This is a genomic window from Brevibacillus nigriterrae (assembly GCF_049846925.1).
GTDB lineage: Bacteria > Bacillota > Bacilli > Brevibacillales > Brevibacillaceae > Brevibacillus_H.
This window is the reverse complement of record NZ_JBNCMT010000013.1, coordinates 69,825-83,147: the sequence shown is the minus strand read 5'-3', so window position 1 is coordinate 83,147 and position 13,323 is coordinate 69,825. Positions and strand designations below refer to the sequence as shown.

The 13,323-nt window shown below is 43.0% G+C and carries 14 protein-coding genes; 4 read left to right on the top strand and 10 right to left on the bottom strand.

From position 1 onward, the window contains the following. The 3 genes from ACPW7N_RS11820 to ACPW7N_RS11810 all read right to left on the bottom strand — a co-directional run bounded on the left by ACPW7N_RS11820 (window position 1) and on the right by ACPW7N_RS11810 (window position 3,360). The gene (locus ACPW7N_RS11820; protein WP_425651284.1) at window positions 1-855 is read right to left on the bottom strand and encodes a GNAT family N-acetyltransferase; all 855 of its coding nucleotides are present in this window, start codon (window positions 853-855) and stop codon (window positions 1-3) included. 388 nt (window positions 856-1,243) lie between these two features. After that, a complete protein-coding gene (locus ACPW7N_RS11815; protein ID WP_425651283.1) occupies window positions 1,244-1,753 on the bottom strand; it encodes a DinB family protein in 510 nt (169 codons plus the stop codon). 8 nt (window positions 1,754-1,761) lie between these two features. After that, a complete protein-coding gene (locus ACPW7N_RS11810; protein WP_425651282.1) occupies window positions 1,762-3,360 on the bottom strand; it encodes a histidine kinase N-terminal 7TM domain-containing diguanylate cyclase in 1,599 nt (532 codons plus the stop codon). 347 nt (window positions 3,361-3,707) lie between these two features. On the opposite strand from ACPW7N_RS11810, the gene ACPW7N_RS11805 reads away from it, so the two are divergent. Further along, window positions 3,708-4,157, top strand: coding sequence for a DinB family protein (locus ACPW7N_RS11805; protein WP_425651281.1), 450 nt, complete (start codon window positions 3,708-3,710; stop codon window positions 4,155-4,157). A gap of 51 nt (window positions 4,158-4,208) precedes the next feature. Here the strand turns inward: ACPW7N_RS11805 and ACPW7N_RS11800 are convergent, their stop codons facing one another. From ACPW7N_RS11800 to ACPW7N_RS11770, 7 genes are all read right to left on the bottom strand, one after another. Continuing rightward, a complete protein-coding gene (locus ACPW7N_RS11800) occupies window positions 4,209-5,555 on the bottom strand; it encodes an MFS transporter (protein ID WP_425651280.1) in 1,347 nt (448 codons plus the stop codon). Between the two features lie 284 nt (window positions 5,556-5,839). Further along, window positions 5,840-6,145 carry a hypothetical protein gene (locus tag ACPW7N_RS11795; protein WP_425651279.1) on the bottom strand — a complete coding sequence of 102 codons (306 nt, stop codon included), beginning with the start codon at window positions 6,143-6,145 and terminating at the stop codon, window positions 5,840-5,842. Between the two features lie 78 nt (window positions 6,146-6,223). Continuing rightward, window positions 6,224-6,661 carry a 2-thiouracil desulfurase family protein gene (locus ACPW7N_RS11790; protein WP_425651278.1) on the bottom strand — a complete coding sequence of 146 codons (438 nt, stop codon included), beginning with the start codon at window positions 6,659-6,661 and terminating at the stop codon, window positions 6,224-6,226. Next, window positions 6,648-7,286 (bottom strand): TVP38/TMEM64 family protein, encoded by a 639-nt coding sequence (locus tag ACPW7N_RS11785; protein WP_425651277.1) that lies wholly within the window; start codon window positions 7,284-7,286, stop codon window positions 6,648-6,650. The genes ACPW7N_RS11790 and ACPW7N_RS11785 overlap by 14 nt, the downstream gene beginning before the upstream one ends. Before the next feature lie 94 nt (window positions 7,287-7,380). Continuing rightward, window positions 7,381-7,581, bottom strand: a complete 201-nt coding sequence (locus tag ACPW7N_RS11780) for a copper ion binding protein (protein ID WP_425651276.1) — start codon at window positions 7,579-7,581, stop codon at window positions 7,381-7,383. 73 nt (window positions 7,582-7,654) lie between these two features. Further along, a complete protein-coding gene (locus ACPW7N_RS11775) occupies window positions 7,655-10,063 on the bottom strand; it encodes a heavy metal translocating P-type ATPase (RefSeq protein ID WP_425651275.1) in 2,409 nt (802 codons plus the stop codon). Between the two features lie 92 nt (window positions 10,064-10,155). Further along, a complete protein-coding gene (locus ACPW7N_RS11770; RefSeq protein WP_425651274.1) occupies window positions 10,156-10,500 on the bottom strand; it encodes a metal-sensitive transcriptional regulator in 345 nt (114 codons plus the stop codon). Between the two features lie 169 nt (window positions 10,501-10,669). Between ACPW7N_RS11770 and ACPW7N_RS11765 the strand changes: the two genes are divergently transcribed. The 3 genes from ACPW7N_RS11765 to ACPW7N_RS11755 all read left to right on the top strand — a co-directional run bounded on the left by ACPW7N_RS11765 (window position 10,670) and on the right by ACPW7N_RS11755 (window position 13,318). Beyond that, a complete protein-coding gene (locus ACPW7N_RS11765) occupies window positions 10,670-11,539 on the top strand; it encodes an RNA polymerase sigma-70 factor (RefSeq protein ID WP_425651273.1) in 870 nt (289 codons plus the stop codon). 82 nt (window positions 11,540-11,621) lie between these two features. After that, window positions 11,622-12,083, top strand: coding sequence for a carboxymuconolactone decarboxylase family protein (locus ACPW7N_RS11760; RefSeq protein WP_425651272.1), 462 nt, complete (start codon window positions 11,622-11,624; stop codon window positions 12,081-12,083). Window positions 12,084-12,487: 404 nt separating this feature from the next. Then, window positions 12,488-13,318 (top strand): hypothetical protein, encoded by an 831-nt coding sequence (locus tag ACPW7N_RS11755; protein WP_425651271.1) that lies wholly within the window; start codon window positions 12,488-12,490, stop codon window positions 13,316-13,318. The last annotated feature ends 5 nt before the right edge of the window (window positions 13,319-13,323 follow it).

The window sequence follows — 13,323 nt, the reverse complement described above, 5'->3', positions numbered from 1 at the left end:
TTAGCAGCCTTCTTCTTCATACCGGAAATAATCATATCCCGACACAACCTTGAAACCAGAAGAAGTATACAGATACAGGGCATTTTCGTTGTCCGTCTCTACTTCCAGGCTAATTTTTGGTATCGAATTCTCAATTAGCTTCTCTGTAATCTGTTGCAAAATGGCTCTGCCATACCCTTTTCCCTGCTGATCAGCCATCACCCCGAATCCAGTGAGGAAGGCGGTATCCTCTTCCATGGTAACGGTGATCATCCCTACAGGCGTGGAGGCGTTCATTGCAATGTACAATTGATGTTCCTCGCCTTTATGATTTCGCTCGATCAAAGCCATTACATCTTCCTCTGGATCGCCGAAGCTCGACATCCCGATAGCTACTAAATCCTGCGTATGCACTTCTGTTGCAGGCAGCAGTCGTAAAGTCGGATGGTTACCTCGCATTTTCTCGCTGTCAGCAGGCTGCTGAAAATCCAGTCTGTACTCCGAAAAGGCATGTACTGCGCCAATTGCTTTGGCAACAATCTTCGCTTCAACAGAACTTTCTTCTGCTACAAGCAAAATTTCCTCTACCCGGCGACGTTCACACTCTTCTTTTGCTTGCTGCCAAAGTGCGGAGAAAATGCCTCTTCTCCGGTAATCGGGGTGAACCATTGCGGTAATTTCGACTTTCTCTGGCTGCACAATCGAAAACATCCCCAGGTATCCGACCAGTATCCCGTCTTCCACATGCAAAAAATCATTATTTTCATGATCCTGCCGATTCCGAAGTATCGGTACATTCAGCGCTGCCTCCAGATTTTTTCCACATACATTTCCCAAATGGACTATTTGCTCTATTTTCTGATCATTGATTAACATGCTTTCAGCCTCCCAAAAATTTTAACAAGTCAGGGATCGCACATTACGAAAAATGGATATGACAAAATAAAAAACCACGGGAAAAGATTGCTTGTGGCCGTCAATTACTTTGTACGACCGCAAATCTATCTCCCATGGTTCAGAAGGCATGCGAAAAGAAGTATAGGTAAAAAATCGAACAAACAGCCAGCTATCTCTGATCCAGAGACTGTATTCGGCTATTTATTCACTTCTAAGAAAACCGCATCCTCAGACAATGGGGCAATGGACAATGTGATAACATGAAGTTTTACCATCTCATTCCCCACCACCATTCGTAATGATGCGATTCCTGTTTTTCGAATTTACCATATTTTTCATTATTGTTCAAGAGTTACCTACAAAGCGGTCATGACCGTTTTGCTCCAAACAAATAAAAAACATAATCGGTCGCCACGCCAGCGTGCCCCAACTGTCTTAGCATCGCCGTAATATTTCCCCGGTGATACGTGCCATGATTGACAATATGCTGGATGATATCGGCATAGCTGGCTTTCAGTGTTCCGTATTGAGGATGCGGATAGTCTGTCATTTCATCCATATCATGTTGACGGAAGAATTCATCGTATCGGTTTGCCACCTCTTGAAACATGTTCTCCAGCTCTTCCAAGCTTTTTCCCTGTACATCAGCTTGTATTTGTGCAACCCTCGCCATGATGGTCTCCCTATCATCCTTAACCATCGCCATTAACCATGTGTTGTCGACTCGATAAAGATGGGTAAGCGCATCATAGATATTGGGAAAAACACTTTGTATCTCCTGATGACAGATATCAGACGGCAGTTCCTTTAGATGAGCAAATACTTTTTGATTTGCCCAGTTGTGATATTCATAGAGTTGTAAATAGTTTGGCTTCATTTATTCTTTTACCCCCTACTGTTCGTTGCAATAAGAGCAACCAGCTTTTCCTCTTCCTTGTAAACCGCTACACGATTTCGCCCCTGATTTTTGGCAAGGTATAATGCATCATCTGCCTCCTTTAGCAACTGATCCACATTGACATCGTTGGACAGGTGGTACCTCCCGGAAACACCAAAACTCGCAGTGACGTGTATGTTTCCGCCAATCACTGGCACTGATTGTTGGGCGATCAGCTCTCGCAATCTCTCGCCCAACTCGATACATTGTGAAACGGGGGTATACGGAAGGCAAATCATAAATTCCTCACCGCCATATCTTCCAACAATTCCAGGAGCGCCTATGTTTTCTTGACATACACTGGCAATTTTTTGGATCACGGCATCACCTGACAAATGACCGTAGGAATCATTAATCTTTTTAAAGTAATCAATGTCCAACATGATAAAAGAAATAGGGGCATGGCACTGTTTTACTTTCTCGATCACACTCTCGCATTCCTCCATAAAGTGTGTTCGATTCAGCACTTGAGTCAGCCCGTCAATCGTAGCAAGCTTATGTAAATGTTCGTGCAGGACAACACTGTCTGTAATATTACTAATCTCAATGATTCTTCCAATGGTTTGACCCGCTGTATTCGTAATGGCCGAAACCCCCATACGGTAGTATTCTTTTTGGTCTCCCCGACGAATCAGGCAGTCAAATCCAGTGTTGTTCATCCACAGTTTATGAACTACATCCGCGTGAGCTGCCAGTAAGTGTTGAATCGCCTCCCCCACTGCCGATGAGGTTAAGGTTGGAAAGATAGCAGCAGCAGCCGGATTAAAATCCACCAGCCGATCTGCCGAATCCAGCACGAGCACACCATCCTGCATGGTTTCAAAAACTTTTTCCCTAGCTACTGGAATGAGATTAAACAAACGAAAGGATAGCAACGACCATGCATGGAAGGGAGCTGCCAGACACATCATCAGCGGTGACAAATCAATACCCCACGGACTGTTTCCTGTAATGTAAATCTGATTGCCAAGCAGTGGTACCAGCAGGCCAAATGACATACTGAGAATCTGCATGCGATACTTCAATGATGTTTTATACAGGTTCTTCATCAGTAAAAAAACAGAACCTAATACACTCAAATAGGAATAACTGATATGCACCCAGTACCAGAACCCTTTCTTGATATTGGCAATTGGAAACGGGGTATCTGGCTGGAGCGATACAGATTGATAGAAAAGATGGTGATAGTCGTTGGTGTAATATAAAACATACGTTACGAGAGGGACTGCAAAAGCATAGGCCAGCCATCTTTTATTTTTACTTCCCTCCATCCCAACGTAATCCATACTCATAAACAGACATAGAGCTGGAATAGCAGGAATGCCAATATACTCGATTTTGAGCCAAAACAGGATATCTTGAAGGGTGTCGCTGGACAGCTCGAGAGCGTAGCCGATCGTATAGATCCCTGATGCTATCGTTAACCAGACATAAACAGATACTCCCTGTTTTCCTCTGGCGCTAAAATAGGTATATAGACCTATACCAAGCACAACCACTGCAGTTAATAAGAGAAGCAAGACAATGCCCAATCTCTCGTATTCCATTACACTCACTTCTCCTTGTCGCTTGAATATCACGTTAAAAAGGAACGACCTACAATGAGCACTTGCAGGTCGATACCAAGAAACTAGTCATAAAGAACCATATTTAATTATTACAAAATTTTGGTAATAAAATCAACGAAACTGATCTTTTTGTCACAAAAGATTAATTTCCTGATCGTCCGGTTTCCCACATGAATGAAAGTCAATTGGCATATGCTGAACCCCCTCCTGCGGCCATCTTATACTAAATATTTTGTAACTTGTTAATACGTGGTACGATAACGAAATAAGATTATAATGAACAGAATCAGAATAGAAGAAGGGTGATACAATTGGGAGACTACATTTTGGATCAATTGGGCTTTATCCGTCAAGTAACACTCAAATTGGTTAGTGAACTGAGTGAACAACAACTGGACTGTATTCCTGAAGGATTCAACAACAATATCCGCTGGAACCTGGGACACATTTATCTGGCCCAGGAACAATTTGCCTTTCACTTTGCCAAGGAACCAATGATCATTCCAGATGGGTTCAATGAGTTGTTTGGCATGGGAAGCAAGCCAACAGAGTGGCCTGCTCAAACACCCCCCCTTCCCGAACTGATTCAATTACTTGAGGAGCAACCCAAACGGATAAAAGAAGTCTTACATAATCGCTTGGACGAAACAGTGGAAAATCCGCTAGTCCTGGGAGGTTTGACCCTGCATACGATAGGTGAATACCTGAGCTTCTGCCTTTTCCATGAAGGTACTCATATGCAGGCGATTAAAACACTAAAAAAATTCTGTCCATAATGCTTTTTTGAGAAAAGGTCGCCAAACTTGGCGACCTTTTTACCTATCGATTTATCCTTTTTTTACATTGGTCGGTACAAAAGCAACAATGATTCCAATTGCACAAAGTGAAAGCACTGCACTCGTAATGAACAGTAAGGTAAAGCCGGATGTGGACAAGGAGAGCAGAATACCTGCAACTGCTGGACCAAGTGTCGAACCGAGTGAGCGGAACAAACTGAGATATCCAACTGCTGCACCTGTTTCCTTCAACTCAACTGCTTGAAGGATCAGCACATTCAGCGGTGCACCGATGACAATCCCAACACCAAACCCCATGATAATACTGGTTGCGATAAAGAGTGGCAGAGTATTTACCAAAACAGCAAGTGCAAATGCTCCAGCCAATGTGATGATAAAGCCGATTACTAGCACTTTCTTGGCACCCATTTGATCGGACATCTTTCCTCCAACCAGCGAGGCAATCATGGAGGCGATGGCAAATGGAGTGACGAGTAAACCCGAGTTTCCTTTCATCATCCCCAAAACATTCTCCGCAAAATAAGGGAAGAAGTTTGCTGAGGTCGCCATGACAAAACCAGAAAGCAAGGAAGCAAGAAGCAATGTGCGTGTATGGGTTCTCGTAAAGTAAGCAATGTTCAGTACCGGATCAGCCTGCTTGCGTTCAATTCCTACCAAGAGTGGAACAAGTACAATACCCAAACCAATCATCCACCAGGTTTTGCTCGTAATTCCATACATAATCGATAAAATGATAGCACTTAGGACGATAATACCCTTGACGTCGATTGGTTTGCTGGTTTTATCCTGCTCTTGTTTGTAGCCTGCCAACAAGCCAAGGATAATGAGTGAAATCGGAATGTTAATCAGGAAAATCCACTGCCAATTCATATAAGAGATAATGAGTCCACCCGCTGCCGGGCCCATAATGGTTCCCAACCCGAAAGCTACACCAATCCAGCCCATCGCTTGCCCACGTTTCTCTGGCGGGGTAGTTGCAGCAATCTGCGCCGCAGTAATCGGAAAGATACCTCCCGCCCCTATGGCCTGAACCGCTCTCCCCAACAGAAACCCACCGAAAGATGGAGCAAATGCAGCAATCAGCGATCCTACTGCAAAAAGTGTGATACCTGTCATGAAGGTCTGTTTTCTTCCCAAACGGTCTGACAGTTTACCCAAGATGGGAATACTGATCGCAAAAGTCAGGGTATAAATCGTAAAACTCCACACTCCCCAACTCGGGTCCACCTGAAAACTGGTGAAGATCGAACTTAACGCTGGACCGACGATTCCGTGGTCTAATGCTCCCATGAATATACCGAGCAAAAATGTGAATGTCACAATTTTTTGTGATAAATTTTTGCTAGATTGCACCGATGTTGCTGTTTGGCCTGACATGATCAATTCCTCCTTATGTAAGCTATCAAATATTTTTTATTGGCCGTTTGGAGTTATTTTACATTTTCACTATGATTATGTAAATAACCTCTTATATACCATACCTGTCTATAGTATATTTTAATCCGAAAATTTAGGTCACCTCATATCGGTAACCTTGATATCTTTCTTGAGTCAAGAATACTATACCCCCATACCCTATGTAAAGTCTTTTGTTTTCATTTTTTCAAAGGATTTTTCAATGAACATAAATAATTGATCAAGAGGCTCATAGAATACGATCGTCACATCATGCACCAGCATAATGGGTCACTCCCCCCACAATGAGGGCAACAACCTCCCGTATATGTAATTCTCATTTGATCTGAATGAAGTACATAGTAGTCAATAATCGGTTCGACACCTGGGATCGGTATGCCTCCTGGAATCTCCGGCTCTTTCTTCTCCCGCACTTTCATGTCCGACCACTTTCCGCTCCAGGAACAAATACTGCACTTTAATATCTCTTCCGAATGATCTGGAGCATTCTGGACGACAATCATACATTCTCCACTGTAGGTATTACAAGTAGGACAATCGTGTACTTTCATGATTCATCACCTCTCATCATCTTCTGGTCGGTTACCATACGTGGTATTACGAATCGTTAGGCTAACAGAAACGATAGATCAGCCTTTCCCGTTTACTTGTATCCCATTTTGGACCAATAAAGCTGTCGCCACTCCAGCTCCAGGTATTTTTCTGCCGCTAAACGTTCCGTCATAAATTTGCTGACTGCCACAAGTCGGGCTGCCATCCTTGAGAACAACAGAAGTGATCCCTCTTTCCTGACAGAAGGCTAGTGCCTCATAAGCACCTTTCACATAGATCTCCGTTACATCGTGCCCCTCACTGTCGATCACTTTTGCCCGCTTTTCGAGCACGTCAAATCCGTCTCCCCCGACGATTTCAGCAGGATCGCGAGGTGTGGGCAGCCCAGCCAATTGTTCAGGACAAAGCGGGATTGCCTGTGAAGTTTGAACGATCTGTGCTATTTCAACCTCTGTACATGATTTATGATCGTATCGGCATGGAAAACCTGCCAGACATGCACTAACTGCGAGCATATGCTTCACCCTTCTTTCGTTTCATCCAGAATCGGTAGCAAACAGTGACAACTGCCAGAAACAAGCTGTACACAACAATCGTGAAAATCATGTTGCGGGGATTCGTGAAGATTTGATCACCCATGATGGCAAATACAAGCATAACTGGTATTTTGCCGATTACGGTAGCAATGGTAAACACGCCAAAGGAAATTCCCGCTATGGCTGAATAAATATTGACCACCGGTGCCGGAACGATGGGAATCATGCGAGCAATGAGAATTGCCAGAAACGCATTCTGTTCGACCATCTTGTTGAATTTTTCCAGCTTGCTTGATTTTTTCAGAAACTCTCTTCCAGCCTGATAAAAAACATACCGTACCACCAGATACATCACCAAAGCAGCCAGTGTCGAGCCAGTAACATTAATCAATCCGCCCCATACCAGACCGTATTTGGCCCCCATGATTCCAGCGATGATGCCATAAGGGATGACAGGAAACAGACCAGCCAGCGTAGCGAACAGGATCATGAGAGGAATTTGTGTCGGATCCCCGTTTTGGGCCCATGCCAACAATTCATCTTTATATAGCAAAACGATACCTAAGAGCACCAGGTATAACAGGATCGAACCCCACTTTTTCATCGCTTTCTCCCTTTAGTAGAAAGTTTCAACATTCCCATAAAGATAGCAAACCCTATGCTTTTACAAACATAGGGTTTGATTTTTGCTACTCTTATTAAACTACATCGTATCCCTGATCTTCAATTGCTTCCTTGATTTTCTCAAGAGATAGCTTTGATTCGTCGAACTCGATACTTACTGATTTTTTGGCAAGATCCACTTTCCCTGTGGCGCCAATTTCCTTCAAGGCACCCTCAACAGAATTCACACAATGACCGCAAGACATTCCTTCTACTTTCAATACTACATTTTGCATGGTAAAGCCTCCTCAGTTAGATTATCTATATTTATATTTTGAGTTGCCGAATAGATTCAGTGTTCTACAAATCTTAGAGCTTCACTCGTTGCAATCTCAGTGCATTCATTACTACAGATACGGAGCTGAGTGCCATTGCTGCGCCTGCAACCCATGGTGCCAGGAAGCCCATTGCTGCAATCGGAATTCCCAAGGCATTGTAGGCAAGTGCCCAGAACAGGTTTTGTTTGATATTGCTCATTGTTTTTCGACTCATGAAGATCGCATCAGGAATGCTATTTAAGTCTCCACGCATCAGTGTAACATCTGCCGCTTCCATTGCAACATCAGTACCTGTGCCAATCGCAATACCGATATCTGCTGTCGCCAATGCAGGAGCATCATTGATACCATCCCCAACCATGGCGACAATCTTGCCTTCTGCCTGGAACTTCTTCACTTCTTCTGCTTTGCCTTCTGGAAGGACTTCTGCCCGTACAGTATCGATTCCTACTGTTTTGGCGATTGCCTGTGCTGTTCTTTCATTGTCACCTGTAATCATCACCACTTGAATACCCATTTGTTTCAAGCGGGCAACTGCTTCCTGTGAAGATTCCTTGATTGTATCAGCGACGGCAACCATTCCAGAGTAAACTCGGTCAATGGCTACCAGCATTGCTGTCTTCCCTTGCGTCTCCATCTCACTCATGTGATCAAAAGACTTCGTTGCATCGATTTCATAGCGGGCCATCAACTTGCGAGTTCCAATCAATACTTCCTTGCCGTCTACGATGGCACGAACACCAAATCCAGGAATGGCTTCGAATTCAGTAGTTTGCGGGAACGTGATGCTTTTTGCTGCGATACCAGCTACAATTGCTTCTGCTAACGGATGCTCTGAATTTTTCTCGGTAGCACCAACAAGCTGCATGAACAGTGTCTCATCACCCTGATCAACAATGACATCGGTTAACTCAGGTTTTCCTTTGGTAATTGTACCTGTTTTATCAAGCAAAATCGTGTTGATTTTGTGTGTCGCTTCGAGATGCTCTCCGCCTTTAAACAAGATGCCCAGCTCAGCTGCTCGACCAGAACCCGCCATAATGGAGGTTGGTGTTGCCAATCCTAAGGCACAAGGGCAGGCAATTACGAGTACAGCAATCAATTTTTCAAGAGCATTAGCGAAATCACCAGGGCTTACCCACAGATACCAGATAAAGAAAGTAACAACCGCAATTCCAACGACAATCGGAACAAAAATACCGGAGATCACGTCAGCTACACGCTGAATTTCTGCTTTGGAGCCTTGGGCTTCTTCCACTACTTTAATGATCTGGGCTAGCGCTGTTTCTTTGCCAACTTTGGTTGCCTTTATGTTTAATACACCATTTTTATTGATCGTAGAACCGATAACATTGTCACCTACAGCCTTATCCACCGGGATACTTTCCCCTGTCAGCATGGATTCATCTACGGCAGAACGCCCTTCGACTACTTGCCCGTCAACGGGAATTTTCTCACCGGGACGAACGATGACAATATCGCCTACCAATACCTCTTCAACAGGAATGGTGATCTCTTCACCTGCACGAATGACAATCGCAGTCTTGGCTTGAAGTCCCATCAGCTTTTTGATTGCTTCCGATGTTCTGCCTTTCGCCAAGGCTTCAAACAATTTACCCAAAATGATCAAGGTAATAAGCACGGCACTTGTTTCATAATACATCTCCACCATATGATGGCTGTTGCCGATACTTTGCACGGTCAAATAAACACTGTAGAAATAGGCTGCTGACGTACCGAGTGCAACGAGTACATCCATGTTGGCACTTTTGTTGCGAAGAGCTTTATACGCTCCTACGTAAAACTGTCCGCCAATAATGAACTGTACCGGAGTTGCCAAGGCAAGCTGGAACCAGGGATTCATAAAAATTTCAGGCAGCCAGATAAATGAGGTGAACTTGAAGTGTGAGACCATCGCCCACAAGAGCGGGAACGAGAGAATGGCAGATATCACGAATTTACGCTTCTGTCTGGTAATCTCAAGCTGTCTGTGATCGACTCCGCTTTCTTTTTCCTCTTCCTTCAAATGTGCCTGATAGCCGAGTTGTTCCACTTTGCGGGACATATCACTGATGTTCACCTCACCAGGTGAATACTCGACAGTTGCTGTTTCCAAGGCGAAGTTGACTGTTGCTTTCTTTACCCCAGGTAGTTTGTTCAGGCCTTTCTCGATGCGGTTTGCACAAGCGGCGCAGGTCATCCCTGAGATCGCAAGCTCCACCTTTTCGCTAACCGTACCGTATCCCAGTGCTTCCACTTTCTTCTCAATATCGGCTACCTGAATGAGAGAAGGGTCGAAGGTAACACTTGCTTTCTCCAAAGCGAAGTTCACATTCGCCTCGGAGACACCCTCCATCTTCTTTAATCCCTTTTCGATTCGGTTTGCGCAAGCTGCACATGTCATCCCAGTTATCTGTAAATTGGCATTCTGTGTACTCATCTTTTATCCACACCTCTTCTTTACTATACCTACGTACCGTATGCTTTAGACAAAAGAGAAAGGACTTCTCTTTTGGTTTTTCTCAATAATCCTTACTTGATCAGTTTGTTCATAGTAGTTAACAGTTCATCCAGAACTTCATTATCTCCAGCCTGAATGCGTTCAATTACGCAGCTTTTCATATGGCTCTCCAGCAGGAGCTTTCCTACAGAATTGAGAGCAGACTGGATTGCCGCAATCTGATTCAAGATATCATCACAGTAGACATCTTTCTCAATCATACCTTTGACTCCACGAATTTGCCCTTCAATTCGGTTCAAACGAGTCGTCAGGTTTCCTTTTAATTTATCGGAATGGTGGCTCTTACGCTCTCCTGTATGACAACTATCGTCATGACAAGTATCCTGGATTTTATCTGTTTGTTTTGGGGTTTCCATTTTGTTCAACCTCCTTACATCTCGATAATACCATACCCCCCGTGAGTATGCAACACCTGTTTTTAAAATTATTTACCAACGAGAAATCCTCTTCACTACCAAAGTATTACCAACTATTATAAGGGAGTATGTATCTAATACCGTTTCTATTTGAGAGGGGATCACCACGTTGAATATAGATAATCTGTACCGCAGTTACAAGCCACTTCTCTACTCTATCGGGTATCGCATGCTAGGTTCTGTTTCTGATGCTGAGGACACGGTGCAAGATGTTTTTCTCCATTTAAATCAGATCGATCTGGAAAAAGTGGAGAATATGAAAGCATACCTGACGAAAATGATGACAAACCGCTGTTTGAATCTCCTGAAATCCTCTCGCATGAAAAGAGAGCTGTACACAGGGCCATGGCTGCCGGAGCCAGAAGTGCAGTTCTCAGGCGGCAACCCGTTAGAGCAAATAGTGAAAGATGAGACAGTCTCTTACGCTTTCCTTTTGCTCTTGGAGCAGCTCACTCCGATTGAACGGGCCGTATTTATTTTAAAAGAAGCATTGGATTACGATTATGGGACAATAGCCGAAGTAGTTGAGAAAACCGAGAGCAACTGCCGTCAAATTTACAGCAGAGTAAAGAAAAAACTTCAGCATGAGTCACCGGTTACTCCCTCCCGAAGTGAATATGCTACACAGTTGGTGACAAACTTTATAAAAGCCACCAGAACAGGAAACTTCGATGCTTTCCTTCGTGTACTGACCGATAATGCCATTCTGTTATCAGATGGCGGCGGAAAAGTTCGTTCTGCTCTTCGACCGATCTATGGCAACAAGCGCATCATGGCATTCTGGCAAGGCATATCCAAAAAAGGCTCACTGTCTGGTGAACTGAAGCAGGTCATCATTAATGGAGCGCCGGGAATTCTGGTCATTCGTGACGGACGTCTGGCCATGACGATCTGTTTCGAATTCCATCCTAATTCTGATCAGGTGCATCGCATCTACGCAGTGACCAATCCTGACAAGCTGAAACATATTTCTTTTTAATTTTTTCTTCGGTTTTGTCACAAACTACTCTCCTTCCTTGTCTTAAGGGTGTAACCAAATGAAAAAGGTGGAGGAGATTTTGATGAAACAACGAGTAAATTACACAGCAGTGGCACCAGAAGCATTCAAGGCTTTATTGGGAGTCGAAGAATATGTGAGAAAAACAGGTCTGGATTACAAGATGATTGAATTGGTGAAGATTCGTGTTTCCCAGATCAACGGGTGCGCCTATTGCCTTGATATGCACACGATCGATACCAGAGCACATGGTGAAACCGAACAGAGAATCTACTGCTTGCCTGCATGGAGAGAATCCCCTTTCTATACTGATCAGGAACGTGCCGCCTTGGAGATGGCTGAAGCCGTTACGCTGATCTCAACCAATGGCGTTTCTGATGAACTATACCAGAAAGTTCGTGAGCAGTTTAGTGAGAAAGAGTTCATTGATTTACTTATGGCGATCATTGCCATCAATAGCTGGAACCGCCTTGCTATTTCATCCAATGCAATACCAGGAAACTACAAGCCAGCTTTGAAAAAGTAAATTGAACCAACCGATTTCAAATTAATGAAAAATAAGTCCCCCTATCGAATGGTCTAAAAAGGATTCAATCGAAATAAGTTAAAAAGTATGCTTTTATACCTAGGGTGTAACTTTTGTTTAGGCACTGTAAAAAAAGGCTATAAGAGTAAGGAGTAGAAACTATGGATAAGCAACACTGGATAGGGGGCGAGTACAAATATTTAAGCCACTAAAGAAGATTGAAGAATGCAGTAAGATGGTAAAAAAGACAACACAAATCGTAGGCAACCAAAAAATTAATTCTGTCATTATAGAGACAACGAAAATACTACCTAAGTCTAGGTAGTATTTTTTTCTCATTGTTTGATTTGGAAATATTTGTTAAACTAATAAAAATTTTCCGTTTCTCGAAAGGGGATTTTCAGGTGCTTGAGAAACTATTGCAGAATAAATACAAATCTATTCTTTCATTTCTTGGCATCCTATTCATTTTGTTCTTATGGTTAGCGTTCGAAACTCTTAAGGGTCTATTGCCAGATTTAATAGTTGATATACATAAATGGATGTATAAGCCGATTGAATGGCTATCAATAGTAGGATCACCAAAAGAAGGAAATAAATTAGCATCGTTAGTTTCCACATTGGGTTTGTTTATCTTTTACTCATCAATTCTTGCAGGGCTTGTTCTGATCGTCTTGTTTGTCGTTAACAAGATAAAAGGGAACAATATCGAGTTTCAAATGGATGTGAAATACTGCGAGAAGGAATTAGCCAATGCAATTAACAGTTTGGACGGCAGTGGTCAACGAACAGTAATAATAAATGCAAATGTAGTAGCATTTATGAAAGCTTTTGAGATGGAAGTAAAGTCTATCTTTGGCTTAAATCCTGACGAGCTCTGCTGTTATTGGATTGTTCCAACGCAAAATGAGAAGCAGTTTGAGTATATTTACCTAACAGAATTCAAAGATTTAGATACAGTAAATACTCTCTTACTGTCATCTATGCTTCAAGATGATAGTAGAATAGCCGATAAACATATTAAGGAACGATTTCCAAACTCAAACATTGAACAGTTTTCTATCGTAAAGAACTTTGGCAAATTCAGGCTAGGATTTGCAGTTGCTATATATAAAAATGATATATTTACTCCAGAAAATATGCAGGAGTTCGAACGGCTAACCACGTATATGTTATTATTAGGTTTTGTTACCAAGTTTGTATCAAAAATAAAAAATATGAAGAAAGCAAGCTAGGAGGG